Origin of the sequence: Pelorhabdus rhamnosifermentans (assembly GCF_018835585.1) — a bacterium.
GTDB lineage: Bacteria > Bacillota > Negativicutes > UMGS1260 > UMGS1260 > Pelorhabdus > Pelorhabdus rhamnosifermentans.
Genome location: NZ_JAHGVE010000019.1, coordinates 66,503 through 91,809, shown reverse-complemented (window position 1 = coordinate 91,809; position 25,307 = coordinate 66,503). Strand labels below are relative to the sequence as shown.

Annotated in this window: 21 protein-coding genes; 6 read left to right on the top strand and 15 right to left on the bottom strand. The window is 41.7% G+C overall.

Features of this window, described 5'->3' with window-relative positions; all coding sequences use genetic code 11:
* The 5 genes from Ga0466249_RS18945 to Ga0466249_RS18925 all read right to left on the bottom strand — a co-directional run.
* Positions 1-563: dihydrodipicolinate synthase family protein (locus tag Ga0466249_RS18945; protein WP_215831048.1), on the bottom strand; the 563-nt coding region annotated here is incomplete at its 3' end.
* A gap of 51 nt (positions 564-614) precedes the next feature.
* Positions 615-2,150 (bottom strand): galactarate dehydratase, encoded by a 1,536-nt coding sequence (gene garD / locus Ga0466249_RS18940; protein ID WP_215831047.1) that lies wholly within the window; start codon positions 2,148-2,150, stop codon positions 615-617.
* Positions 2,151-2,380: 230 nt separating this feature from the next.
* Entirely contained in the window at positions 2,381-3,694 is a 1,314-nt protein-coding gene (locus Ga0466249_RS18935) for a nickel pincer cofactor-dependent isomerase, group 22 (protein WP_215831046.1), read from the bottom strand.
* 53 nt (positions 3,695-3,747) lie between these two features.
* Entirely contained in the window at positions 3,748-5,073 is a 1,326-nt protein-coding gene (locus tag Ga0466249_RS18930) for an MFS transporter (protein ID WP_215831045.1), read from the bottom strand.
* A gap of 235 nt (positions 5,074-5,308) precedes the next feature.
* The gene (locus Ga0466249_RS18925; protein WP_215831044.1) at positions 5,309-6,556 is read right to left on the bottom strand and encodes an MFS transporter; all 1,248 of its coding nucleotides are present in this window, start codon (positions 6,554-6,556) and stop codon (positions 5,309-5,311) included.
* Positions 6,557-6,839: 283 nt separating this feature from the next.
* On the opposite strand from Ga0466249_RS18925, the gene Ga0466249_RS18920 reads away from it, so the two are divergent.
* Positions 6,840-8,756: a sigma-54-dependent Fis family transcriptional regulator gene (locus Ga0466249_RS18920; RefSeq protein WP_215831043.1), complete on the top strand. Its 1,917-nt coding sequence runs from the start codon at positions 6,840-6,842 to the stop codon at positions 8,754-8,756.
* 109 nt (positions 8,757-8,865) lie between these two features.
* On the opposite strand, the gene Ga0466249_RS18915 is transcribed toward Ga0466249_RS18920, so the two are convergent.
* From Ga0466249_RS18915 to Ga0466249_RS18900, 4 genes are read right to left on the bottom strand one after another with little or no spacing between them, the layout of a single operon-like run.
* Positions 8,866-9,585, bottom strand: coding sequence for a transaldolase (locus Ga0466249_RS18915; protein ID WP_246588872.1), 720 nt, complete (start codon positions 9,583-9,585; stop codon positions 8,866-8,868).
* A gap of 57 nt (positions 9,586-9,642) precedes the next feature.
* Positions 9,643-11,016 carry a PTS ascorbate transporter subunit IIC gene (gene ulaA / locus Ga0466249_RS18910; RefSeq protein WP_215831042.1) on the bottom strand — a complete coding sequence of 458 codons (1,374 nt, stop codon included), beginning with the start codon at positions 11,014-11,016 and terminating at the stop codon, positions 9,643-9,645.
* A gap of 19 nt (positions 11,017-11,035) precedes the next feature.
* Positions 11,036-11,323, bottom strand: coding sequence for a PTS sugar transporter subunit IIB (locus tag Ga0466249_RS18905; protein ID WP_215831041.1), 288 nt, complete (start codon positions 11,321-11,323; stop codon positions 11,036-11,038).
* An 11-nt stretch (positions 11,324-11,334) separates the two neighbouring features.
* Positions 11,335-13,452: a BglG family transcription antiterminator gene (locus Ga0466249_RS18900; protein WP_312889803.1), complete on the bottom strand. Its 2,118-nt coding sequence runs from the start codon at positions 13,450-13,452 to the stop codon at positions 11,335-11,337.
* 242 nt (positions 13,453-13,694) lie between these two features.
* Here Ga0466249_RS18900 and Ga0466249_RS18895 point away from each other — a divergent pair, with 242 nt between their 5' ends.
* The 4 genes from Ga0466249_RS18895 to Ga0466249_RS18880 are packed head-to-tail and all read left to right on the top strand — an operon-like array spanning position 13,695 to position 17,332.
* The gene (locus tag Ga0466249_RS18895; protein ID WP_215831040.1) at positions 13,695-14,498 is read left to right on the top strand and encodes a DeoR/GlpR family DNA-binding transcription regulator; all 804 of its coding nucleotides are present in this window, start codon (positions 13,695-13,697) and stop codon (positions 14,496-14,498) included.
* Positions 14,476-15,438 carry a 1-phosphofructokinase gene (gene pfkB / locus Ga0466249_RS18890; protein WP_215831039.1) on the top strand — a complete coding sequence of 321 codons (963 nt, stop codon included), beginning with the start codon at positions 14,476-14,478 and terminating at the stop codon, positions 15,436-15,438. Before Ga0466249_RS18895 ends, pfkB begins: the two co-directional genes overlap by 23 nt.
* Positions 15,435-15,887 carry a PTS sugar transporter subunit IIA gene (locus Ga0466249_RS18885; RefSeq protein ID WP_215831038.1) on the top strand — a complete coding sequence of 151 codons (453 nt, stop codon included), beginning with the start codon at positions 15,435-15,437 and terminating at the stop codon, positions 15,885-15,887. The genes pfkB and Ga0466249_RS18885 overlap by 4 nt, the downstream gene beginning before the upstream one ends.
* 56 nt (positions 15,888-15,943) lie before the next feature.
* Entirely contained in the window at positions 15,944-17,332 is a 1,389-nt protein-coding gene (locus tag Ga0466249_RS18880) for a fructose-specific PTS transporter subunit EIIC (protein ID WP_215831037.1), read from the top strand.
* A gap of 77 nt (positions 17,333-17,409) precedes the next feature.
* On the opposite strand, the gene gyrA is transcribed toward Ga0466249_RS18880, so the two are convergent.
* Both gyrA and Ga0466249_RS18870 read right to left on the bottom strand, forming a co-directional pair.
* Positions 17,410-19,845, bottom strand: a complete 2,436-nt coding sequence (gene gyrA / locus Ga0466249_RS18875) for a DNA gyrase subunit A (RefSeq protein WP_215831036.1) — start codon at positions 19,843-19,845, stop codon at positions 17,410-17,412.
* 79 nt (positions 19,846-19,924) lie between these two features.
* A complete protein-coding gene (locus Ga0466249_RS18870) occupies positions 19,925-21,133 on the bottom strand; it encodes a L,D-transpeptidase (RefSeq protein ID WP_215831035.1) in 1,209 nt (402 codons plus the stop codon).
* 212 nt (positions 21,134-21,345) lie between these two features.
* Here Ga0466249_RS18870 and Ga0466249_RS18865 point away from each other — a divergent pair, with 212 nt between their 5' ends.
* Positions 21,346-22,020, top strand: a complete 675-nt coding sequence (locus Ga0466249_RS18865) for a uracil-DNA glycosylase (protein ID WP_215831034.1) — start codon at positions 21,346-21,348, stop codon at positions 22,018-22,020.
* A 99-nt stretch (positions 22,021-22,119) separates the two neighbouring features.
* On the opposite strand, the gene Ga0466249_RS18860 is transcribed toward Ga0466249_RS18865, so the two are convergent.
* From Ga0466249_RS18860 to Ga0466249_RS18845, 4 genes are read right to left on the bottom strand one after another with little or no spacing between them, the layout of a single operon-like run.
* On the bottom strand, positions 22,120-22,887 hold the full coding sequence (locus tag Ga0466249_RS18860; protein ID WP_215831033.1) for an SDR family NAD(P)-dependent oxidoreductase: 768 nt from the start codon (positions 22,885-22,887) through the stop codon (positions 22,120-22,122).
* A 51-nt stretch (positions 22,888-22,938) separates the two neighbouring features.
* On the bottom strand, positions 22,939-23,679 hold the full coding sequence (locus tag Ga0466249_RS18855) for an ABC transporter permease (protein WP_215831032.1): 741 nt from the start codon (positions 23,677-23,679) through the stop codon (positions 22,939-22,941).
* Entirely contained in the window at positions 23,676-24,518 is an 843-nt protein-coding gene (locus tag Ga0466249_RS18850; protein ID WP_215831031.1) for an ABC transporter ATP-binding protein, read from the bottom strand. Before Ga0466249_RS18850 ends, Ga0466249_RS18855 begins: the two co-directional genes overlap by 4 nt.
* Positions 24,515-25,306: an ABC transporter ATP-binding protein gene (locus Ga0466249_RS18845; RefSeq protein ID WP_215831030.1), complete on the bottom strand. Its 792-nt coding sequence runs from the start codon at positions 25,304-25,306 to the stop codon at positions 24,515-24,517. The genes Ga0466249_RS18850 and Ga0466249_RS18845 overlap by 4 nt, the downstream gene beginning before the upstream one ends.
* Position 25,307: the final 1 nt, after the last annotated feature.

The following is a 25,307-nucleotide window of genomic DNA, read 5'->3' as shown; positions in this document are numbered from 1 at the left end:
GCCATAATACTAAACCCTTTATCGCGCGTCCGGCGAATATACTCGGACGTCAATGTCATATCCCCGCTAGTATCTTTCGCTCCCACAATATTCGGCACATCGGCTAATTTTTCAACCAACCCTGCCGACATATTTACGCCCGTACGGTCGGGATTATTATAGAGGATATTAGGAATATCAACGGCTTCAGCTATCGTTACGAAGTGCTTATAAAGTTCATTTTCATTCGGTGTAATAAACATCGGTGTTAATACCGTAATGGCTGCCGCATTGTTTTGTTTAGCCAGTTTGGCCAGCTTCACACATTCTTTGGTTGTAATGGCACTGGCTCCCACATAAACAGGCACCCGACCATTGACCTGTTCCATCGTCACTTCTACAGCCTTCACTTTTTCTTCAACATCAAGACCATAGAATTCGCCTGTACTGCCCAGTACAAAAACGCCGTGAACCCCGCCTTCAATAACATAATCAATCAGATTGCGCAGTGCTTTTGTATCTAGCTTTTCATTTTCGTCCATCGGCGTAATCAGCGGTGGCACGACTCCTTTGATTTCAAACACTTAAATTCCTCCCTATTATCATTTAATATTCATCCCAAACTTCATGACTCATCAGGTTACAGGTGCCGGATTAAACAGGCATAAATCATTATGCAATTTCCAATGCTCAGCCCAGGTTTCTTTTTGACCGCTCGCTACATCTAAGATCATACGGAAAATTTCCCAGCCAACTTCTTCAATCGTAGCCTCTCCTGTCGCAATTCTTCCGGCATTGACATCAATCAAGTCCGGCCATTGTTCCTTCAAAAAATTGCGTGTTGACACTTTCATCACAGGCACCATGGCAAGTCCATATGGCGTCCCACGACCTGTTGTAAACACTTGTAAATGGATACCTGATGCCAGTTGTGACGTTCCACAAACAAAATCACTTGCTGGCGTTGCTGCATAAATCAGACCTTTTTTCATAACCTTCTCACCAGGTGATAATACTCCGACAATCGCACTGGAACCTGATTTAGCAATCGAACCGAGTGACTTTTCCACTACATTGGCTAAGCCACCCTTTTTATTACCAGGTGCCGGATTGGCACTACGATCAGCATCACCCAAATCCAAATAATGATCATACCATTTCATTTCATGAATCAGAGCCCCCCCCACTGTTTCATTCACTGCCCGTGGCGTCAATAGATGAATGGCATCACGCACTTCAGTTACTTCGGAAAACATCACAGTAGCTCCGGCACGGACCAATAAATCCGCAGCATAACCGACAGCCGGATTGGCTGTAACACCGGAAAAAGCGTCACTTCCGCCACATTGCAACCCAATAACCAAATCAGAAGCCGGACAAGTCACACGTTGACGATGATTTAACCGAATTAAACGTTCCTCTGCAGCTTCCATAATGGCTTTCACCATTTGCTCAAATCCATGCTGCTCCTGAAGTACAATGATATTGTTTTTATCGCCACCAGGCAGTACTCTATCAGGCTGCAATTTCTCACAACCCAAACCTACAATAAGCAATTCGCCACCGAAATTCGGATGAGTGGCAAGATTCTGGATGGTACGAATGGGAACGACTGCCTCAGGCGCATTGATGGCCACGCCGCAGCCATAATTATGTTTCAATGCGACCACATCATCAACATTTGGATATTTGGGTAAAATTTCTTCTTCAATACGTTTTACCGCGTAATCAAGTACACCCACTACACATTGAACGCTCGTCATAATACCAAGAATATTTTTAGTTCCGGCGGTACCGTTTTCATTACGATAACCTTCAAAAGTATAACCTTCAAGTGGCGCTTGCACTTCAGGTACTTTGTTCGCAATCGTTAATTCATCCAAATTGGGCGGTATCGGTAACTTAACTAGAGACTCGTCAATCCAACTTCCCTTTTGAATGGGGCAAACAGCATACCCAATAACTTCACCGTAACGAACAATGGCTTCCTCTTGTTTTAAATCTGTTAACGCCACCTTATGTCCCTGGGGAACATGTTCCTTAAGTTCAAGACCAGAAGAAAATACTGTCCCTTGAGGCAGTCCACCCTCATTCACAACAATAGCAACATTATCTGCTGAATGTATTTTAATATAAAGAGGCTCTTCTTTTTGACTGACCATGGTATCCATTTTTTCATCCTTTCCGTCTTTCCTGGATCTGAAATTTCATATCGATTTATTAATCAGATTTCACAATTAATATATAATAATGCAAAATTCATGCCAACGTTAAGCCTTGAATATACGGGAGGTTTAGAGTAAGCAGAATCAGTGCTACAACAGCAGCATGCAACATTTGTAGTATTTTTTCAGCAACTGTTGCATTATCTCCATTGCTTTAGATAGAGCGATAACATCCCCTACTTTCTAATTAGCGGGGTCACCAAGTTGCCTTCCACATCAAATTCCATGTATTGTGGTTCGTCCTGTGCTTCTAGGCCTTCGTACTTTCCTTGAATAACCGCTTCATAATAAGCTTCAGATAACATAATCTGTCCAATGTGGAGACTGTTAGAAATGCGAATAATTTTGGCCCTTTCTTTGTCTACATTATTTAATGTTCGTATACAAATTTGAATTGCTTCTTTATCTGTTGCTACAACAATTGGTATTCCTGCTGTCTTTAATACCGTACTAGTTATACAATTGGGATACATTTGCTCTGGATCCAACTTATCAAATAATCGTTTGGTAATGGCATTACATAAACCAGTCCCTAAACCATTTCCATGTGAACAGTCTGAAACATCTAACATACATGTTCTTTGAACCCTTACACCACCCTTGGCATAATCTGTAGAAAATGTACCTGTAATGTTAGGGTCTACGCCACTTCCACTATAGTTTTTGCCGATTTCATCTACAACGAGTACGTCCCCTTCTCTAACAATTAATTGGGGCATATTTTTGAACGCTTGTTTCAATAATTCCGGTTCCCGAGTCATAATGTCATCTTTATGAATAGCTTCAATTCGACAGGTTTCATCATAGGCATTTTCCAGACATGGAATGGATAATATAATAGGCGCTTTTTCAAGAATTACTTTTGCATTCGCAGGTAAATTCTCCGCAATTTTTCCCATACCATCGCTGTGCACACTTTCCGCGCCTCTTTGTTTGCCCAATCCAACGACCATCATTTTACAAGATCCGCTCTCATATTTACCTCTAAATGCGTTATGCGGTTTTATACGACAAGATACAATAATCCCATCTGATTCATAAGCTAGTTTATCTAAATAAACAGGCTTCCCGCATTCCGAATATCCTAACATGACGGTATCCATGCAAGACCTAATTGGGCATCCCATGGTTTCTTCCGTAATATTATATCCAGCTAAAACTTCAGTCTGTCCTTCTGCCGTTGCTCCACCATGACTGCCCATAGCTGGAACAATAAAAGGCTTTGCATTCTTTGATTTGACAAAATCTACAATTGACCTGGTAATAATATCTACATTTGCAACGCCCCTGCTTCCTGCAGTAATTGCGATATGCATGCCGCTCTTAATTTGATTAGAAATTTTTTCTTTAGATAACTCTCTAAAAACAACTTCAGGTATTTCTTGCGGTGTAATAACCGGTCGCAGAAATGTCTGTTTTGCCCGAAACATCTTAGGAATATATACATCTTCTAATAATTTTGATACAACTCCACCTTTTTTTATTTCCATTTTTCTATCCCTCTTAACCTATTTATTGTGTAACACCTTATCAAGCAGTTTATTCAACTATCCAATTTATCTGTTTCGACCGTCAATTCCACCCTTTTAATGTCACCGACAATAAATAAATAAGACATAGCTCCTAAAAATCCGATGATACCTACATAAAGTAATGCCCCATCAAACGATCCCGTTCGCGCCAGAATATAACCAATAGCAAGTGGCGTTATAATACTCGCCACATTCCCGCATAAATTAAAAATTCCACCGCTTATTCCCATAATCTCTTTAGGCGACGTATCACCAATAACACACCAGCCTAAATTGCCTATCCCTTTTGAAAAAAATGCTAACGACATAACCGCAATGACAAATATTTCAGAAGAAACATAATTTGCCATAACAATGCTGCTCGTAAATAACAATCCCGTAATAATTGGCGTTTTACGAGCAACAGTTAGACTATTCCCCCGACGTATCAGCCAATCTGACCAAACTCCTCCTAGCATACCTCCAGCACAACCAGCAATTGCAGGAACCGAGGCAACAAATCCCGCCTTCAAAATTGTCATACCTTTTGCTACAACAAGATAAGTTGGAAACCAGGTCAAGAAAAACCAAGTAATTGTAGTCAGACAAAATTGTCCAATATATACACCAAGTATCATGCGATTCGTAATAAGTGTCCGTATATGACACCATTTTACTTTAGTTTTCGTATCACCGATATTAGACAACCCGCCTCCAGCCTGAATATAATCAAGTTCAGCCTGATTGACTCCCTTATGATGCTTGGGATCTTGAATAAATTTCAGCCAGATCAAAGCTAAAATAACGCCGACTGCACCAGCACCAAAGAAAATATAATGCCAGCTCCAAGTATGGATCACCCAAGTCATGAGGGGTGTAAAAACTGCCAATGCAAAATATTGTGCCGTTTGAAAAACAGCCGTTGCCATACCACGTTCACGAGTTGGAAACCACATGACTGTAAGTCTGCTATTGGCTGGAAAGGCTGGCGATTCTGCTACTCCCATTAAAAATCTCAAAGCAAATAAAATGATAAATGCAGATGAAAAATATCCGATAAATCCTTGAAAGAAGGTAAAAATAGACCAAAACAAAAGCCCTACCCCATACACGACACGCGCACCATATCGATCTAAAATCCAACCGCCTGGAATTTGCATACCCGTATATGCCCAGCCAAAAGCAGAAAAAGCTAGCCCCATCGTTATCGCATCAAAACCTAGTTCATTTTTCATAATTGGCGCAGCTATAGATAATGTGGCACGGTCAACATAATTAAAAGTAGTCACAATAAATATCATGGCTAATATAAAATAACGTACATTGGTTTTTCGTGAATTTTGTTGATTTATCTCCATAAAATTATTTCCTCCATTTTTTTACTTTCGTCTGACAAAACTTCATGAAATTAGAGGTTGCAAATCCGCAACTATCGATACAAAACTATTGCAAAAATTATGCCAATTGTAAAACCTTGAATATACGAGACGTTTAACACACCCACAAACAAACATTACAACAACAAAGTGCAACAATTATAGTGTAATTCAGCTAACTGTTGCACTTTGATCAAGTTTACCAGATATATAAAATCTAATCAGTAATCGGCTTGACTGCAAAAGCCACAGCCAGAGCTGCAACAACAGCTAATGCGCCTGCAAGCAAAAAGGCACTGGTAAAACTGCCACTTGATTGAACAAGTATACCTGTAAGCGCCGGACCCACAATGCCCGCCAAATTTGACAGAAAATGAACAAAGCCACCCACACCGCCAACATTTTCACCACGTACCGTATCCTGAATAATAGCCCAATAGTTCGAGGTAGTGAGGTATTGACAGAATATTGTAAGCGACATGAGCAGGACGGCGCTGACAGTGGAAGTAGCCAAACCGCCCAGACTTACACCGAGCGCTGAACCAAGCAAGCATACGACAATAACAACTTTTCTGGAAAACATGAGATTGCCTGTCTTTTTGTAAACTAAATCCGATATAAAACCACCGCCCACTTGCCCAATAAATCCAATAAGCCAAGGAATAGCAGAAACAAGCGCCATATCTTTAATACTCAGTCCATGAGCCATAACTAAATAACTAGGAAACCAAGTCAGGAAAAAATAAAGAATATAATTGCTGGCGAAAAAAGCTGCCGCCGTAGCTAAAATGGTCGGCTGTTTTAGGAAATAACCTAATGAGGCTTTTGTTGAAACTTCCGATGTTATCACTTGGCCCTGCTCAATTTCCTGTAGTTCCGCAGTAGACACATGTGAATTATCACGTGGACGATCAGATACATACTTTAGCCAAAAAAATGTCCAAACAAACCCTAATAGCATAATGACAACAAAAGGAGTCTTCCATCCCCAATGGAGAGCCATAAAACCGACAATAGGGCCTGTCAAAGCAGCACCTAATGACATGCCACCCGTAGAAATTCCAACAGCACGCGCACGTTCTGAAGCAGGAAACCAATTGTTAATTGTTTTATTATTTGCCGACCCAATGGGTCCTTCACCTAAACCAAATAAAACACGAACAATATATAACGAAGAAAAATTAAACGAAAAAGCAGTAAGACCACCAAAAAAAGACCAAAAAGACATGGCAATACCAAATGTCTTACGAGGACCAAAGATATCTGCCAGATAACCACCAACAAAGTTAAATAAAGCATAGCCAACAAAGAAGCTACTGAAGATGAACCCCATATCGGCTGGAGTTAAATGAAACTCATTCGAGATATAGGGTGCTGCAATAGATAAAGCAGCCCGATCAATATAATTGATAAAAGCAGCAAAAAATAACATTACAAGAATGACTCGTCGATATTTTTTAAACATTTTTTCCCCTCGCTTTTCTTTCCTAAAAATTATTTTTACTATTCCGCCTATTATTAAATGCAATTTACGTGCCAATTAAGAAAATACTGAATTTGCTACTTTTTTTGTTATTACTCTCTTAAATCTTTTATCACAAATACTACATTTGTTGGATTTTTTGTTACAAATGAGGTTTATATGAAATGTTGAAAAGTGCAATTTCTACATATATCTACATATTTTTGCTATAATGAAAAACAAGTAAATCAATCTCGTCAGTAAAATAAGTTCGAGGTGAACAAATTTGTCTAAAATTGCTTTTATCTCACCTGATAAAGATTTATTTCTAAAAGGGAAAAAAATTGTCCATGAACTCGGTTTAGAAAATAAAGTAGATTTTTATTTAGCCAGACTCAAACGAGCCATTCGCCTCGCCCGAAGTCTGCAAAATACCGATGTTGATGTTATTGTTTCCAGAGGGGGAACGGCTCAATTAATTATTGAATCACACGTAAATATCCCTGTTGTTGAAATCACGATTACCGGACAAGACTTGGCGCAAGTCTTTTATGAAGCAAAAAAAATTACTAAACTGCCTCATCCAAAAGTGACTATGCAGGCTTTTAGTAACATGATTTACGATATTGAAATACTATCGAACATTTTGGGAATCGAATTAACCATTCATTCCCTTGAAAAAACAGAAGATATTCCAATGAAGCTAGCCACCATAACCCCCTCAGACACGGATGTCGTAGTAGGAGGCATCAAAACAGCTACTTTAGCTAAAGCCAAAGGCTTTAAAACGCTTTTGATCCACTCTGGCGACTTCTCCATACGGAGCGCTTTTATAGAAGCCAGAAAAATTGCTTTAGCCCGGAAGATTGAAAAACAGCAAACCCAGGAAATCAAAGCCCTCATTGACTATTCTTTAGAAGGCATTATTAGTGTCAATCGCCAAAAAATAATCAGAATATTAAATCCTGCTGCCGAACGCTTGTTAAATTGTTCCGCCCCCAAAAATCTTGGACAAAAAATAAATTCTATCTTGCCTGGTGTGAACATCGATAATTGCTTATTAGACGGACAGGAATTGATTGGTCAAGTCATACAGCACGGCAGGCACTGGCTCACTCTAAATATTGCCCCCATTATTGTGGACGAAACCATTATTGGTGCTATAATTACGTTTCAAGACATTACACGCATTCAAGAAATGGAAATAAAAATTCGTAATGAAGTATTAGCAAGAAAGTTTATGGCAAAGTATCATTTCTCAGACATCCTCGGCATTTCGGACCAAATTATTGAAACAAAACGCGCCGCTCAAGAAATCGCGGCAGTAGATGCGAATGTATTAATATCAGGTGAATCCGGAACAGGCAAGGAACTATTTGCTCAAAGCATTCATAATGCCAGCCTTAGAAAAAGCGGCCCTTTTGTAGCGGTAAATTGCGCCGCACTGCCAGCCAATTTGCTTGAAAGCGAATTATTTGGCTATGTCGATGGTGCCTTTACAGGAGCGAGAAAAAAGGGCAAACCCGGCCTATTTGAGATGGCTCACAGAGGCACAATTTTTCTTGATGAAATTTCAGAAATGGACAAGTATGGTCAAAACCGTCTACTCCGCGTACTACAAGAAAAACAAGTCATGCGTCTCGGCGATGATAAATATATCCCCATTGACGTACGAATCATTGCAGCTACCAATAAAAATTTAATAAAATTAGTAAAGCAAGAACAATTTCGTCAAGATTTATTCTACAGACTAAAAGTATTAACAATAAAAATATCGCCCTTGCGTAATAGAACAGGTGATATTGACTTTCTTGCTCATCATTTTTTAAGCCATTACACACAAAAACATCATAAAGAGCGAGAAATTTCCTTAATGGCCTATAAATACTTAAGTCAATATTCTTGGCCAGGAAATGTCAGAGAACTCATGTTTTTTATCGAACGACTCGTTGTCATCGCCCAAGAAAAGGTGATTTCTGCTGAAACAATCGAAAAATACTGGGATGACAAAGAAGACCTCTCTGAACAACCGCCAGTCGCCGTCGCTAGCCCGGACCTGTCAGAAGAACAGAGAATCAGGGCTGCACTGATAGAGTGCCATTCTAATATCACACATGCCGCTCAGCAGTTAGACATGGATCGAAGTACACTCTATCGCAAACTCAAATTTTACAAAATTGAAGTAAAGAAAATCTATGAATAAATCGTAGCAACAAAAAGATTAGGGGGCTGTGTAAAAAACACAGCCCCCTAATCTTTTTGTCAGACACACTAATACCTACTACCCTATCAAAAACGAACAAACATTCTCATTACAGAATAGAATATTTAAGCATTTTAGCATCTTCGTGAAACATTTGTACCGTATTAAGCGAGAGTTCTTCCAAATCTAATCCCACTTTAGGTAACTTCTTTAAAATATCATTGACAACCGTAATAATATCGCAGCCACACTCTTCAGCCTGAAAAATGTTTAACAATTCCCGGCTGCTAGCCCACAGCAATTCCACCCCCGCCTTAGCATGACAAAGAACAGCAGCCTGTTTCATACAGGGAATGGGATCTCGTCCTGTATCAGCAATACGTCCTGCAAATACAGAAACAATATTGCGGCTATGTAATGCAAAGGCCGCCACGGTTTCCTGTACCTGCTTCACCGTTAAAATGGCCGTAACATTTAACTGAAACCCTTGGGCCGATAACTTTTTAATCAGAGGAATAGCCGATTCGCCGCGCGAGTTGGTAATAGGAATTTTAATATATACATTTTTCCCCCAACTGCCAATTTTTTTTGCTTCTCGTTCCATCAAATCAAACTCGTCAGCAAAAACCTCAAAGGATACAGGAACATCCCGTATATATTCTAAGACCCTTTTAGCAAAAACTTCATAATTATTGACGCCTGCTTTTTTCATTAAAGAAGGATTCGTTGTAAAACCCTTAATATAATCTTTCCTATAAATTTCCAGCATGGCTTCAAGATTTGCTCCATCAGCAAAAATTTTAATTTTGAGATTTTTCATTCCCATCATTGGTCCGTCCCCCTAAAATATTTATGCTGCATTTTTTGCTTGTTCTGGTAAAGCACCTTAACCTTGAATATGATTTAAGGCATTTGATTTCGTTTTAATAAAGTTTGGAACAAACAATATGACAAGTAAAATAGCCACAATAGCATAAATCCCTGCTATACCAATGGCATTCGAAATTTGACCGAGTAAAATACCCAGTACCCCAAAATCTGCATCACCAAAGGTAGTATTTTGGAATCCCAATTGCCCCAGTACAGGCAATAACCAGGCTGGCAGAAAAGTAATGGCCAGACCATTCACAAAAGCCCCTAAAGCTGCACCGCGTTTTCCCCCTGTAGCATTACCAAAGATACCGGCTGTAGCACCACAGAAAAAGTGAGGAACAAGACCAGGAATAATCAAGATACCTCCTGTGGCCCCTAAAATCAACATACCAATAACGCCGCCAATAAAGGAGCTAATAAATCCAACAACAACAGCTGTCGGCGCATAGGTAAAGAAGACGGCGCAATCCACAGCCGGAACTGCATTTGGTATGATTTTCGTTGCAATGCCTTGAAATGCCGGAATCAAATCCCCTAAAATCATGCGAACGCCAGCATAGACAACCGTAACACCTACGGCAAATTTAAGAGCCGCCATAACGGCAAACAAGAAAGGCGACATTTCCCCTGAAAGGGTAGCGACAAAAGCAGGCCCCGCAGCAAACGCCGCAATTAAATAAAAGATCATCATTGTTAAAGCCGTAGAAATCGTGGTATCACGTAAGAAACCCCATTTCTCAGGAATTTCGATTTTTTCCGTGCTTTCTTCCGGTTTCCCAGCAAAATGCCCGACCCACGCGGCTAAATAATAACCCAAACTACCAAAATGTCCGAGAGCAATATCATCGCCATCCGTAACTTTCAAGGTATATTTCTGTCCAATAGCAGGTGAAATCGCACTCCAAGCCCCGAGTATAAAGCCGCCAATCAAAATCATTTCTACACCTTTCATGCCTGAAGCACCTAATACAGCCGAAAGTAAACAAGCCATAAAAAAGCTGTGATGGCCCGTTAAAAAAACATATTTATACTTCGTAAAGCGGGCAATCAGGAGATTAATCACCAGTCCGGCCAACAAAATCGACATCGTCTCAACACCGAGTACCTTTTGTGCTACCGATACAATGGCTTCATTATTAGGAACGACACCGGTAATATGAAACCCCTTTTGAATCATCTTTCCCAAGGGATCAAGATTAGCAACGATAAAATCGGCACCCGCACCTAACATCAAATAACCCAGGATTGGTTTTAATGTACCGGTCATAACCTTATAAGCTGGTCTTTTAAGAGCGATTAAACCGACAAAAGCCATAATTCCCATAAGTAGTGCAGGTTGCTTTAATACATCTCTTAAAAATTCCAGAATAACGGTAAAGATGGACATAGCTTCATACCCCCTTTTATTATTTGCTTTCTTCTTGATACTTTTGCTGAATAAGCTCCAGTACATCCTCGGCAATTTTTTTCTTATTAATATAACTTCTCACAACAGCAACATTGCGCCCTTCAAATTGAGCAGCCAGTTCTTTTACCGTAACAATCAGATCACACTTCATTCCTTGGGCTGAGTTAAAATCTGTCGACTCAACATTGGCCCGAATGCCATTTTCTTCACAAAGTTCCTCGATTTTCATTTTAAGCATGATACTACTGCCAATCCCATTTCCACATACTGTAACAATATGCAACATAACTACCCCCATTACATTTTTTGGATATACCTTAGAATTTCCTGTTTATTTACAGCTCGATCTGCAAGCTGCTTAAACGCCTCATCATCCAATAACTGCATCAGTTCAGCAAGGGCCTTTAAGTGAGTCACATTATCAATAGCACATAAAAATATCACGACATTCACTGGATCATTTTCTTTGTTACCAAATTCCACCGGTTTTTTTAACGTCAAAAGGGCCATACCAATCTTTTTAGCCCCATCTTCAGGTCGCGCATGAGGCATGGCGATCCCCTTCACAATAACAATATAGGGCCCCATTTCTTTTACTGTACGGATCATGGCGTCAATATAACGATGCTCAACAAATCCGCCACCTTCAAGCAGTTCTCCCCCTATACGAATAGCCTCTTCCCAATCTTTTACCTCGACATTTAAACGAATCGTGCTTTCAATTAATAAATCCTTAAGCAAGGGCGGAACAACCTCCTTCTGTATATTGAACTTTTCCATTCTAAAAATTTTAGTCAAACCTTGGACAAGTTCATCATAATGATTTATTTGGCAATTTTGCTCAATAAGGTGCACAACTTGTGAAAAAATATCTTTGGGTTGAAAGTTGTACTGCGTTAAGTACTTTTTCAACTTTTCCATATCCGCTTCGCCAAGAAGCGGACTCACCTGAACAAAAGGCAAGGACTCAAACGGCATGGACAATGTCGTCACAATCAAATCTACGTCATGATTCTGCAAAACAGACTGCACTTGATGATAGGCAATAATATCGACAATTTCGACATTAAATTTTTGTTGCAGTCTAGAAGCAAGTAATTGTGCCGTGCCAAGCCCAGTACTACAAACAACGAGGACTTTTTTCTCGCTCATACTTTGCTCGTTCAATCTAAGCAACGCCGCACCAAAATGCAGAGTAAAATAGCCAATTTCCTCGTCATTAAAACCTTTCCCCACATAACTTTCGACAGGTACCATGCTATCTTTCACAATCTCAAATAAGGCATGATAATTATTCATTATCTCATTTAATATCGGATTTTTTACTTTTAAATCATTTTTAAGCCGATAAATTGCCGGCCTTAAATGATCGATTAATCCATTAAATAAAGATTTATCCTGTATCAAGCAATCCTCATGCAACCTTTCACTGACAGCACGCAATATCTTGCCCGTCAGTACTTGAAGGATGGCCCAATTTTCACTATTTTCATGATGAACTGCATAGACATTACTTCCTAACAGATGAACGGTAATATAACCGATTTCCCCATAGGGCACTTCAATATGAAAATGCTCTTCTAACTGCCGTGCAATAAAAGAAGCCGTTGCAAATTCCTTGGTAATCTCATAACTCGTTAAATCTTTATTCGACATAATAATATCCCGGCCCAGTCTGATGCGCTTAATCGCAATGGCAATATGAATCACAAGACCCTGGAACGCTTCATCGGAAAAAGTCGTTTCTAACTGTTTTTCACCGTCGATAATACACTTCTCAATAAAGGGTATGTCAATATCTTGAAATAAACGAATAATTTCTGATTTTACAACAGCGTGCACTTGCGACGAATCTGACGAATTGTTTTGCAGTGAGCCATTCACCGCGAGGGTTTTCATGAATAAGGCAATAGAAACTCTGCGCAAATATTTCTCTTCACCCACTACTTTAATGCCATGATTTGTAGAAGATTGCAAAAACAATTTATTTTCTATAAGGAAAGCGCGAACGCGGCCTAAATCTTTAATAACAGTTCCGCGACTCACAAACAACTTATCCGCAAGAAAATCAATAGTGATATAGTCTTGCTGCTGAAGTAACACAGCTAACAAAACATCTACCCGTTCTTCCGGACCTAGGCGATAATGATAGATTTCGGGTTGCTGAAGTTTTTTCATAGCCCTATCAATGATTTCCTTCGTTCCATCATAGTGAACACCGACATGCTGTTTACGAATAAGCTTTGGAAAATGATTAAAGCTCAAAAATTCATCGATCTTATCTAAATTGTAGCGAATAACCCGCGATGTAGTCCGAAATTGTTCTGCTAAAGCCGTAATTTTGATAAATTCGTTCGTACTAGCAATGAAGATAAATAATTGCGTGCACAATTCATTAAGTGTAATGCCTATCACCCCTTTATGTTTATTATATAATGTCTAAAGTTCGGTTTAAAAGTTTAAGATTTGACGAAACAATTATGACAAAAATATACTAATCACCAAAATAGGCAAGTGTCCACTAGACGCTTCCGGTTTTTTTATTAAATAAAAATGTTGACAGTTTATTTGGAATACTATTATAATAATCATAAACTATCATATTCAATCACATTCGATCATTTATCCGTTCAAAAACAATCAGCAGGAGGGTTCCCATGTTTGCAGAAGAACGCCAAGCAAGCATTTTAGAATTAATAAAAGCAGGCCAACCTGTAAAAGTAGGCATACTGACGGAACGCTTTGGCGTTTCTGAATCAACGATTCGACGTGATCTCCAAGAACTGGAGGATGCCGGATGCCTGCACCGAACCCACGGTGGGGCTATTTTAGGCCATAGTGAATATGAGCCAAGTTTTCAGGAAAAAGCGACGTGTTGCTTAGCTGAAAAACAACAAATCGCCACAGCCGCGGTCTCACTCATTGAACAAGGGGAAACAATCCTGCTTGACTCGGGTACAACAACATTGGAAATTGCCCGACAGCTAAGAGGAAAAAAAGTAACTATCGCAACAAATAGTATGGATATTGCTCAGATATTTGTTGATGATACTATTACCGAAGTTATACTGCTTGGTGGCTCACTTCGAAAACCCACGCGTTCCCTTGTTGGTTACCTGACAAATCAAACATTGAAAAATTTGCATTTTGACAAAGTTTTTTTGGCAGCAAACAATATCGATCTTGAACAAGGAGTAACAACACCCAATATGATGGAAGCCGAAACAAAGCGCCACATGCTGCTTTCAGGCCAAGAAGTTATCTTAGTTGTTGACCATACGAAATTTGGACAAAAAAGTCTCTGTCACATTTGCGACCTTTCAGAAATCAGTCTGTTATTAACAGATTGTGGTTTAGAAACAAAAACCGTCAAACAATATAAAACAATTGTAAAAATAAAACAAGCCGAAACCATCCCTCTACAGAAAGGAGCAAACCATGGTTCAAACAAGGAAAAATAAAATTATTACAGTAACCCTCAATCCCGCTCTTGATCGCACCCTTCAGTTTTCAAGCTTTGACCTAGGCAAAGTTAATCGCGTCATTCAAGAACGGCTAGATCCTGCTGGTAAAGGCATCAATGTAGCTCATGTCATCAAGACGCTCGGCGAAGCCGCCATCGTAACCGGCTTCTTAGGTCAAGACAATGCCGACAAATTCAATTCCTCCTTTACTAAAATGGATATTGAAAACCATTTCGTTTTAATCCCCGGCTGTACACGGGTAAATACAAAATTAGTTGATCAAACAACTGGTCTTGTTACGGAAGTAAATTTTCCTGGACTAACCTTTTCCGCTGATGACTGGCTGCGCTTAAAACAAACAATTAGCAAACTCGCTCAAACAGCTGATTCTTTTATATTATCAGGAAGCCTCCCCCCTGATGCCCCCCCTGACAGCTATTATCAGCTCATTACTCTGCTAAAAGAGCAACACTGTAAAGTCTTTTTGGACACAAGCGGACCGGCCCTGACTACCGCCTTAGAAGCTGCACCTTACGCCGTAAAACCAAATATTACAGAACTAAGCGAAATAATGGGCCGCTCCCTCACGAATTCTCGTGAACTCAGTCAAGCCATTAATCAATTGCTTTTATCAGGTATTCAACTTGTTGTCGTATCCCTGGGGGAGCAAGGAGCGTTAATTGCCGCAGGAGATGAAAGATTAAGGGTCAAAGCCCCCGCGATCAAGATTGGTTCAACCGTAGGAGCTGGTGATGCCATGGTCGCGGGGTTAGCAGTAGCAGATACAAGAGAATTATCTTTAGCTGATAAAGCCCGTCTGGCAACGGCAGCAGCTGCTGCCACCGTTGCCAAGCCCGGAACACAACCAGGATCGCTTCAAGAAATCGAAAAACTTCTGCCCTTAGTGCAGATTGAAAACTGGGAGGAAAGAGCATGAAAATTACGGAATTATTGACAGCCGACAGAATTTTGCTTGATATTACCGTTTCTACAAAAGAAGAAGTGTGGGATGTTTTAGCCCAAGCTTTTGAGAAAACAGGTGCCGTTCTTGATCGAGCCGGTTATTTGAGTGATGTGGCAAAACGAGAAACCCTCGGCACAACGGGTGTTGGATTTGGCGTAGCCATTCCGCATGCCAAATCTGCCGCTGTATTAAAACCAGCATTGGCTTTTGCACGTGTAACCCAAGCACTTGACGTTCAGTCCTTAGATGGCACAAAGGCCGATTTATTCTTTTTGATTGCCGCCCCGTTAAATGGCGAAGATGTTCATCTTCAGGCCCTGTCACGATTAGCCCGCATGCTCATGCATGAAGATTTCCTGGCAGCTCTGCGCAATGCCAATGGTGCTGAAGAAATACAAGCAGCCCTGCAAGCGAGGGAATAAAATTCTTCATAAAAAAAAGACCCCTTATATCTCAAAATAAAAGGAGGAATAACAAAATGAGTAAACTCGTAGCAATCACCTCTTGCCCAACAGGAATTGCCCATACCTACATGGCAGCGGAAGCGCTAGCCAAAGCTGCAAAGGAACTCGGTCATGCCATGAAGGTTGAAACAAGAGGCTCTGTGGGAGTGGAAAATGCCCTCACAGCCGAAGATATTGCGCAAGCAGATGCCGTCATCATCGCAGCGGATACAAGTATTGACGATACGCCTTTTGCCGGTAAAAAATGCTTGAAAACCTCAGTGGGTGCAGCCATTAAAGACGGCCAGGAAGTCATTCAAAAGGCACTTGCCATGAAAGAACCTGCTGATTACCTGTCACAGATAAGTGAAAGGAAACAGGAAAAATCCGCCGAACGCACAGGCCCTTACAAACATCTCATGACAGGTGTATCTTATATGCTTCCCCTTGTGGTCGCAGGTGGTTTACTTGTTGCCCTCTCTTTCGTATTTGGCATTGAAGCATTTAAAGAGCAAGGCACCTTGGCTGCTGCTCTTATGGATATTGGCGGTGGTACAGCCTTTGCCCTCATGGTTCCCATTCTATCCGGATTTATCGCCTTTTCAATTGCCGATCGCCCCGGCCTGACACCTGGCTTAATTGGCGGTATGCTCGCCACTAAAATTGGCGCTAGCTTCTTAGGTGGTATTATTTCCGGATTTCTAGCCGGTTATATTGCCAAATGGCTAAAAGATAATATCAAATTACCAAAAACACTGGAAGGCTTAAAACCCGTTCTCATTATTCCACTCTTTTCCAGCGCAGCAGTAGGACTACTCATGATTTATATCGTAGGAACTCCCGTGAAAGCGATTATGGATATCATGACAGAAGCCTTAAAAGGCATGTCTTCCACGAATGCCGTAGCACTCGGTTTACTGCTCGGCGGAATGATGGCATTTGATATGGGCGGTCCCGTAAATAAAGCTGCATATACCTTTAGTGTCGGGCTATTGGCAAGCAACATTTTTGAACCTATGGCTGCTGTTATGGCAGCAGGAATGACTCCCCCCCTTGGAATTGCCCTAGCAACCTTTTTAGCAAAAAATAAATTTACACCTGATGAAAGAGACGCAGGAAAAGCCGCTGCTGTCCTCGGCATCTCTTTTATTACAGAAGGAGCCATTCCCTTTGCTGCGTCCGATCCTTTCCGCGTCATTCCCTCGCTGATGGCTGGTTCAGCTGTAACCGGGGCGCTCTCTATGATATTCGGCTGTACTTTACGTGCTCCTCATGGCGGTATCTTTGTTCTCCCCATCCCCAATGCCGTCGGCAATGTCGGTCTTTATATCGTAGCTATTGCTATCGGTACTGTCGTTACAGCCGTCTTATTAACTTTATTAAAACAGGATTTAACCAAGATAACTGCTAAGAGTGAAAAATAAGGAATTGCCAAGAAAAAAAGCAGGTTTTTGTTGAAAGCTCAACAAAAACCTGCTTTTATAATATTTAAATGTACGAATTACTCACTATCTACTTTCTTTTCTACAGCAGCTAACGCAACAACCTTATCATGTTCGGCTGTTTTCATAAGCTTAACACCCTGCGTGTTCCGACTAATTAAAGAAATCTCATCAATATCCGTTCGGATAACAACACCGTCAATCGTAATGAGCATTAATTCCTGTCCAGGACGAACCACTTTAATGCCAACGACTTCACCCGTTTTATCTGTCGCTTTTATATTGATAATTCCTTTACCGCCCCGCGTCTGCAAACGGTAGTCTTCAATAGGCGTCCGTTTGCCATAACCTTCAGCAGTCACGGTAAGAACCTCACCATTTTTATGAGCCGAATCCATACCAATAACTTCATCCTGATGCGTGAGCGCTACACCTTTCACACCGCGTGCCGCCCGGCCCATCATGCGAACATCTTTTTCAGAAAAATGAATAGCCTGTCCATGTTTGGTACCCATAATAATATTCTGCTCGCCATTTGTCAGCTTAACCTCGATCAGGTCGTCATCTTCATCAAGATTAATGGCAATGAGACCGCCTTTACGCGCCGTATCGAAATCAGTAAGCTCCGTTTTCTTCACGATGCCCTTTTTTGTTGCCATAAACAAAAATTTATTAGCTGAAAATTCCCGAACAGGGATAACAGCCGTAATTTTTTCTTTCGGCTCTGTTGGCAACAGGTTGACAATCGCTGTCCCCTTCGCCTGTCTGGATGCTTCTGGTATTTCATATCCCTTTAACCGATACACCCGTCCCCGCGAAGAAAAGAACAGCAAATTATGATGCGTTGTGGATACAAAAATATGCTCTACGAAATCTTCTTCTTTCGTATTCATACCTGTAACACCACGACCGCCACGTTTCTGATTGCGATAGGTATCAACAGGCAAACGCTTAATGTATCCATAATGCGTCAGCGTGATAACAATATCTTCTTCTGCAATAAGATCGGCCAGATCCATTTTGGACACATCACTTGTAATAACCGTACGCCGCTCATCACCAAAACGTTGTTTTACACTCAGCAATTCTTCCCGAATAATCTGAAATAGCTTGGCATCATCAGCAAGAACACTTTCCAAATAAGCAATCGTTGCTAAAATATCCTGATACTCTTGATCAATCTTTTCACGTTCCAAGCCCGTTAAACGCTGCAGGCGCATTTCCAGAATAGCCTGAGCTTGTTTCTCGCTCAGTGAGAACCCATTCATCAAAGCGCTACGAGCAATATCCACCGTCTGAGACTCACGAATAGTCTTAATCACCGCATCTAGATGGTCCAAGGCAATCTTGAGTCCTTCTAAGATGTGAGCCCGTGCCTTGGCTTTCGCCAAATCAAACTGTGTCCTGCGTGTAATAACCTCTTTTTGATGTTCTAAATAATACTCAAGCACTTGCCGTAAATTAAGTACGCGTGGATGTCCATTGACAAGGGCCAGCATATTCACACCAAACGTCTCTTGCATTTGCGTATGCTTGTAAAGCTGGTTTAAAATCACATCGGAATTCACATCGCGCCGTAACTCAATGACAACGCGCATACCGCTGCGATCACTTTCATCACGCAAGTCTGTAATGCCTTCAATCGATTTATCACGAACAAGGTTCGCGATGTTTTCAATTAGCCGGGCTTTGTTAACCTGATAAGGCAGCTCCGTAACCAAAATACGTTGCTTGCCATTGGCCATCTTCTCCACCCGCGCCTTGGCGCGCATCTTGACGCTACCACGACCTGTAGTATAAGCCGAGCGAATCCCTTCACGACCTAAGATCAGTCCTGCCGTAGGAAAATCAGGTCCAGGAATGGCCCGCATCAATTCTTCAATATCCACTGCTGGATTATCGATCATTAATACAAGTCCGTCAATAACTTCACCTAAATTATGAGGTGGAATATTCGTCGCCATACCCACGGCAATCCCTGATGAACCATTCACTAATAAATTAGGGATTTTCGATGGCAAAACAGTTGGTTCCTTCAAAGATTCATCATAATTCGGCGCAAAGTCGACCGTATTTTTCTCAATATCTTCTAGCATTTTTTCGGCAATTCTAGACATACGAACTTCTGTATACCGCATTGCTGCAGCAGAGTCACCGTCAACGGAACCAAAGTTACCATGGCCGTCAACAAGCAAGTAGCGTGTCGAAAAGTCTTGCGCCAATCGTACTGTGGCATCATAAACAGAAGTGTCACCATGGGGATGGTATTTACCCAAAACTTCACCAACAATACGGGCTGATTTTTTATAAGCTTTGTTCGGAGTCATGCCTGCTTCATGCATGGCAAAAAGTATCCGCCTGTGAACCGGTTTGAGTCCGTCCCGCACATCAGGCAGGGCCCGCATGACAATAACACTCATGGCATAATCAATATAGGAACTTTTCATTTCTTCTTCAATGCGTACCGGTAATATCTTCCCTAAACCAAAATCCACATTCTCACCTCTACGAAAAACGTAAAATCTCAATTATCTCGAATTATATACTTTCCATATTCATCTAAAAAAATCCTGCTTATTTATCCGTAAAATCTGCTAAAACACCAATATCGCAAGAATAATCGATAGGAACTGCGGGATAAGTAAGATTATAGACCTGTTTCGCCTCGTCAAATTGACTGCCAATATTAAGCGAAGTCCTAAGCTGACTGATTTTAAGGTACGGTTCACCATCAATGAGAACATAAGGTACTCCATACCAGCCGACCTTTGCAATCTGCGCCCAGTTATGATACGTAACAGAAAGGCCCAAGGCGCGTCCAATTTCCGTAAGCGCTATGACGGCCTCGCCGTGATTGACAGTAACCCTTTGACTAAGCAAGACGCCATTAAAATAGATAGCAGGCAATACAATGTGAACACAGTTCTTGGCACTATCAAGAAAGCTTTTTCCTCCAAGAAGTTGTGGAATACAATCATAAGAAATGTACCAGTCTGAACCGATTGCGACAGCAGGCAGCGCCTCACATTCAATTGGCACATAATCTTGAAATGCTTTTATAGGCACAAGTAACTGATTCGCTAAAGTAACCGCATAATCAGGCAGTATTCGCTGATTCACTTCCAGACGATGGACCTTCGCAAAAGGAACCTGCTTTCCCTGCGCCTTGCCCAAGAGCTGAGTAAGATCCTCATCGGATAAAAACGCCGAAAGATGCCTTTCAATCAACTTGCTCCTCACATCATTCAGCGTAATGTCCTGCTTGCCATAGACGTCAGGATAAATCCCAAGTGTAGCAACACCCTCTTTATCAACAAGCAGTCGTATTCTTTCATATGTTACCTGAACGGGAGTACCCTCAGCAACCTCTCCAAATAGTCTTTCCACATCTGCCTCTTGCATACGCACACAGCCATTTGAGACCGCTTCGCCAATCGAATCAGGTTCGTTTGTACCATGAATGCCATAATTTCCTGAGAAGCCCAGCCAACGATAACCAAGCGGATTCTCTGGTCCTGATGGAACAGAATAAGACTCATTCGGCGGATACCAAATGGGATTCTCCTCTTTTTCCTGAACAGTGTAGTCGCCAAGCGGCGTCGGTGTAGCGGCTCTGCCAATGGCTACAGGGAACGACTGCACCCATTGATCTTGTTCATAATAATCTACCGTTCGAGATGGTAAATTGACAATGATTCGCGCACCTGACTCCGCTTGAACTTGCTGCGGCGTTCCAAGCAATAGGATCGTTAAGATCAGCCCCAATAGTACCGATAATTTCATAGAGCACCCCTCTTTGCAAACTCAAAGTACTAACATATATGAAAGAGGCCAATCTTCTATGACGGATAAAGTTCATGAAAAAACCATCTAGCCTATTTGCTAGATGGCCTATTCAACTCTAAAGTTTTATCAATAAAATTTTACTCGAAGGCTGTACAAATTTTTCCTATCATGCGACAATAAAAAATAAATACATCAATGAGGTGACACAGATGTTTCATGACATGGATGATCTTGAATCCAATTTATTTCAGTGTACTCAGTGTGCTTTACATAATAATAGTAATCATGGACCCACTTCTTATAACGGCAGTCCCGATAGTCCTCTAACCATCGTCGGCGAAGGACCTGGCGGCGTTGAGGATGAATACGGTGTTCCTCTTATTGGACCTTCCGGACAATTGCTCGATAAGGCACTCATGAGCGTAAACATTACGCGTGATCACGTATTTACAACAAATATTATCAAATGCCGCCCAAAAGGGAATCGCACGCCAACCATTGAGGAAGCCAATTTTTGTGCCAATAACTGGCTCGATGCAGAGCTCGCTCTCGTGGCGCCGAAAGTTATCATCGCCCTCGGCAGTGTGGCCTTAAAATATTTAGACAATCCGGGAGCACGCATTACAAAAGATCGTGGCAAGTGGTTCAATACAAAGTATAATATCCCGGCTATTGCCACGTACCATCCGGCCTACTTGTTACGCCTAACAGGCAAACAGTTGGTCAAAGCCAAATGGGAAGTTTACTATGATTTTCAAGCGGCTTTAGCAAAATGTCAAGAACTTGTACCCGATTACAAGTTTAAATCAGATGTCGTACCGAATCTTCTCGAACTCTATCAATTTCGAAAAACAGAGCGTTTCACTAACAAAGAAAATGCTTAAAACAGGAGTGACTTACTCATGATTGTCTCATGAATCAGTCACTCCTGTTTTATCCGCTATGATAATCATTCGCCTTCAGGCAGAAGAACCTTTTTCCTTTCAACAAGCAGTCAGACCGCCATCAATAGCCCACAAAGCCCCTGTAATAAATGAGGCCTTGTCTGATGCCAAAAAGGCGATAACATTCGCCACTTCCTCTGGCCTTCCAATACGGCCTAATGGATAAATACTTGCCATTTCTTTTAAATCTTTTTCAACATTACTTGAGTCTTTTAGCTGCTCATCAAGTAACGGAGTATGAATATCGCCCGGGCAGACAGCATTGACACGAATTGAGTAAGGCGCTAACTCAAGAGCCAAAGCTTTCGTAAAGGTATTGACAGCTCCCTTCGAAGCACAGTAAGTGGAACAAAGCAAATTCCCATTTGTGCCGGCATCCGAAGATACATTGATAATAGCTCCTGCTCCCGCTTTACGCAGTTCCGGCACAGCAAATTTCGCAATAAAATAAGTTCCCTTGATATTAGTATCCATCACCCGTTCATAGTCCTCTTCCGTCACATCGGCAATCGCCTTTTCCAAGTAATTTCCGGCTGAATTCACGACCACATCGAGTCGCCCAAAATGCTCAACCGCTTGCTGAATAACGGACTGGCAATCTTTGCATTTCGCCACATTGCCTTCAACATACCAGACCCTGTTACCATATTCCGCTAAGTCAGCTAAAGCCTGCATCCCCTTATCCGAACGGCGGCCTACAAGCGCAACACAGGCACCCCTTTTCAGAAAAATTTCTGCTGCTGCCAAACCAATGCCTGATGTCCCCCCCGTAATCAAGACAACCTTATCCTTAAATTCGTCAGACATATAAACCTCCTGCAAATAAAAATTCTCAGGTTATCGAAAAAGAGCAGCACATTAATTGCGAATCTGCCGCATTTGCCAAATACTAACGATGAGAAATAGAGAAACATAGAAAACCAACACAGCCACAGAGAACCAAGGCAGGGCATGTCCCGCCCCAGCCAATCGGAGCGCCTGGCTGGCATGAGTCAGAGGTAATAACCCCACCAACTCATGCATAACAGGAGGCAGCCGATCCGCCGAAAAAAACGTAGCACACAAAAAAGACATAGGTGTTAACACATATGTATTAAAATTAGCCATTTCCTCGTGAGAATTCATGAACATGGCTGCAACAAAGCCCAAGGCAGCGAATAAAGCACAATTTAAAATCAGTACCAGCCAAAATCCAAGGCTCACAGTCAGTGTAGCGCCAAACACATAGGCCAGTAGAATAATAACAAGCGAAGAAATAAGCCCCCTTAGTATGCCAGACAACACTTTCCCGAATACAAAAGAGGCCGCACTGATGGGCGCAATTTGATATTCCTCCAGTGTCTTATGATACAGCCGAGCCATATTAACGGGTGTCCCAACAGCATTAAAGCTTATCATCATGGAATTGAGCGCCACAATGCCTGGCACGATATAATCTAAATAACTGCCCTGACTCACTTGAATTTGACTGCCAAGTCCCCAGCCAAAAGCGACCAGATATAAGATGGGTGACACCATTCTGGAAAGAATGAAGCGCCCAAGGCGTCGATTCAAGACCAACCAGTCACGCCAAAATACCGTAATGATATCGCGCATCATGAGCCACTCACTTTCCTTCCTGTCAGTTCTACGAAAACATCCTCCAAATTCGTCTTGCGCAACGTCGCATTCGTATTGAGCTGCGTAATATAGGCGGCAGCACTCGACCGATCATCAAAGAACTGGACCTTCATGCCATCCGATGCCGTCCATTCTACAGCAAATTGACCTACCTTTTGACACAAATCAGCAGGTGCAGCCGTCGTAATAAGCTTCCCTTGTTCCATAATGGCCACACGCTGACATAGCGCCTCGGCCTCCTCAATATAATGCGTCGTAAGAAGTACGGTCAGTCCCTGATAGTTTAAGCGCAAAATAAGACCCCATAATCGGCGTCGCACCTGTGGGTCAAGACCTACTGTCGGCTCATCTAAAAACAGGATTTTAGGCCGATGCAGTAAGGCCCTGGCAATCATCAAACGCCTTTTCATGCCGCCTGAAAAAGTTTGAACCATATCATCCTTGCGATCCTTAAGTTCCACATAATCTAATAATTTTTCCATGCGCTCATGACGTTCCCGCGCAGGCATGTGATGCAAACGACCATGAAGCTCCAAGTTTTCCCAAGCTGTCAAGTCAGCATCTAAATTCAAATGCTGAGGCACAACTCCCAGCAATTCCTTAATACTCTGTCCCTCTGTTGGCAAGGAAAGGCCATGAACTGTAATGGTACCCGAATCAAAGGATGTGAGCATTGTCAAAACACGAATCATCGTCGTTTTTCCTGCACCATTTGGCCCCAGAAGCCCAAACATTTCACCGGCTTTAATCGATAGATTCACTTGATTAATCGCTGTACGAGTCCCATACGTTTTTACTATATTTTCAATTTTAATCATTCTTGTCCCTCCCGCGTCGCCAAACAACGGGCGATACATACTGGCCGCTGCTCCTGATCGCGATAAATATCGGCTGTAACACCAAACACTTCGCGCAGCATCGTCTCATTCATCACTTCTTGCGGCGCGCCCATAGCATATAAACCGCCTTTATTGAGCACCGCAATGTTATCAGAATAGCGAGCAGCATGATTCATATCATGAAGTACCATAATCACCGTAATGCCTTCCGATTTATTTAGCTCCGCAATCAGCTCAAGTACTTCGAGCTGATGAGAAATATCCAGATACGTCGTAGGTTCATCAAGCAATAAGACACGGGGCTTTTGCGCCAGAGCCATTGCCAGCCAAACCCGCTGCCGCTCACCGCCAGACAAGGTACTCACCAATCGTTCACTCAAATGACGCAATTTCGTTTTGTTTATCGCCCACTCCACAGAATGGTTATCTTCATCATGCGTATTTTTCCACCAACTTTGATGGGGAAAACGACCATAGGAAACTAAGTCATAAACAGTTAAATCGCCTGGAGCTGCCGGTGATTGCGGCAAAACGGCCATGTACTTGGCAAGCTGTGCGATCCCATAAGACTGAAGCTTCTTACCATCAAGCAAAATAGCCCCAAGTTCAGGCTGAATATTACGCGATAACACCTTAAGAAGTGTGCTTTTGCCCGACCCGTTAGGACCGATAATCGACAAAATGCTTCCATCAGATATTTTTAGAGATAAGTCCTTAAATAGTAACTTTTTGCCAAAGCTTACAGATAAACAAGCCGCTTCAAGCATT

Excerpts from the sequence above, each read along its gene's own strand:
- Ga0466249_RS18880 (WP_215831037.1), top strand. The coding sequence starts at position 15,944 with ATGAGTAAACTCGTAGCAATCACCTCTTGCCCAACAGGAATTGCCCAT.
- Ga0466249_RS18930 (WP_215831045.1), bottom strand. The coding sequence starts at position 5,073 with ATGGAGATAAATCAACAAAATTCACGAAAAACCAATGTACGTTATTTT.
- Ga0466249_RS18895 (WP_215831040.1), top strand. The coding sequence starts at position 13,695 with ATGTTTGCAGAAGAACGCCAAGCAAGCATTTTAGAATTAATAAAAGCA.
- Ga0466249_RS18850 (WP_215831031.1), bottom strand. The coding sequence starts at position 24,518 with ATGATTAAAATTGAAAATATAGTAAAAACGTATGGGACTCGTACAGCG.
- Ga0466249_RS18915 (WP_246588872.1), bottom strand. The coding sequence starts at position 9,585 with ATGATGGGAATGAAAAATCTCAAAATTAAAATTTTTGCTGATGGAGCA.
- Ga0466249_RS18845 (WP_215831030.1), bottom strand. The coding sequence starts at position 25,306 with ATGCTTGAAGCGGCTTGTTTATCTGTAAGCTTTGGCAAAAAGTTACTA.
- Ga0466249_RS18860 (WP_215831033.1), bottom strand. The coding sequence starts at position 22,887 with ATGTCTGACGAATTTAAGGATAAGGTTGTCTTGATTACGGGGGGGACA.
- Ga0466249_RS18870 (WP_215831035.1), bottom strand. The coding sequence starts at position 21,133 with ATGAAATTATCGGTACTATTGGGGCTGATCTTAACGATCCTATTGCTT.
- garD (WP_215831047.1), bottom strand. The coding sequence starts at position 2,150 with ATGGATACCATGGTCAGTCAAAAAGAAGAGCCTCTTTATATTAAAATA.
- Ga0466249_RS18885 (WP_215831038.1), top strand. The coding sequence starts at position 15,435 with ATGAAAATTACGGAATTATTGACAGCCGACAGAATTTTGCTTGATATT.
- Ga0466249_RS18855 (WP_215831032.1), bottom strand. The coding sequence starts at position 23,679 with ATGATGCGCGATATCATTACGGTATTTTGGCGTGACTGGTTGGTCTTG.
- Ga0466249_RS18905 (WP_215831041.1), bottom strand. The coding sequence starts at position 11,323 with ATGTTGCATATTGTTACAGTATGTGGAAATGGGATTGGCAGTAGTATC.
- ulaA (WP_215831042.1), bottom strand. The coding sequence starts at position 11,016 with ATGTCCATCTTTACCGTTATTCTGGAATTTTTAAGAGATGTATTAAAG.
- pfkB (WP_215831039.1), top strand. The coding sequence starts at position 14,476 with ATGGTTCAAACAAGGAAAAATAAAATTATTACAGTAACCCTCAATCCC.
- Ga0466249_RS18925 (WP_215831044.1), bottom strand. The coding sequence starts at position 6,556 with ATGTTTAAAAAATATCGACGAGTCATTCTTGTAATGTTATTTTTTGCT.
- Ga0466249_RS18935 (WP_215831046.1), bottom strand. The coding sequence starts at position 3,694 with ATGGAAATAAAAAAAGGTGGAGTTGTATCAAAATTATTAGAAGATGTA.
- Ga0466249_RS18865 (WP_215831034.1), top strand. The coding sequence starts at position 21,346 with ATGTTTCATGACATGGATGATCTTGAATCCAATTTATTTCAGTGTACT.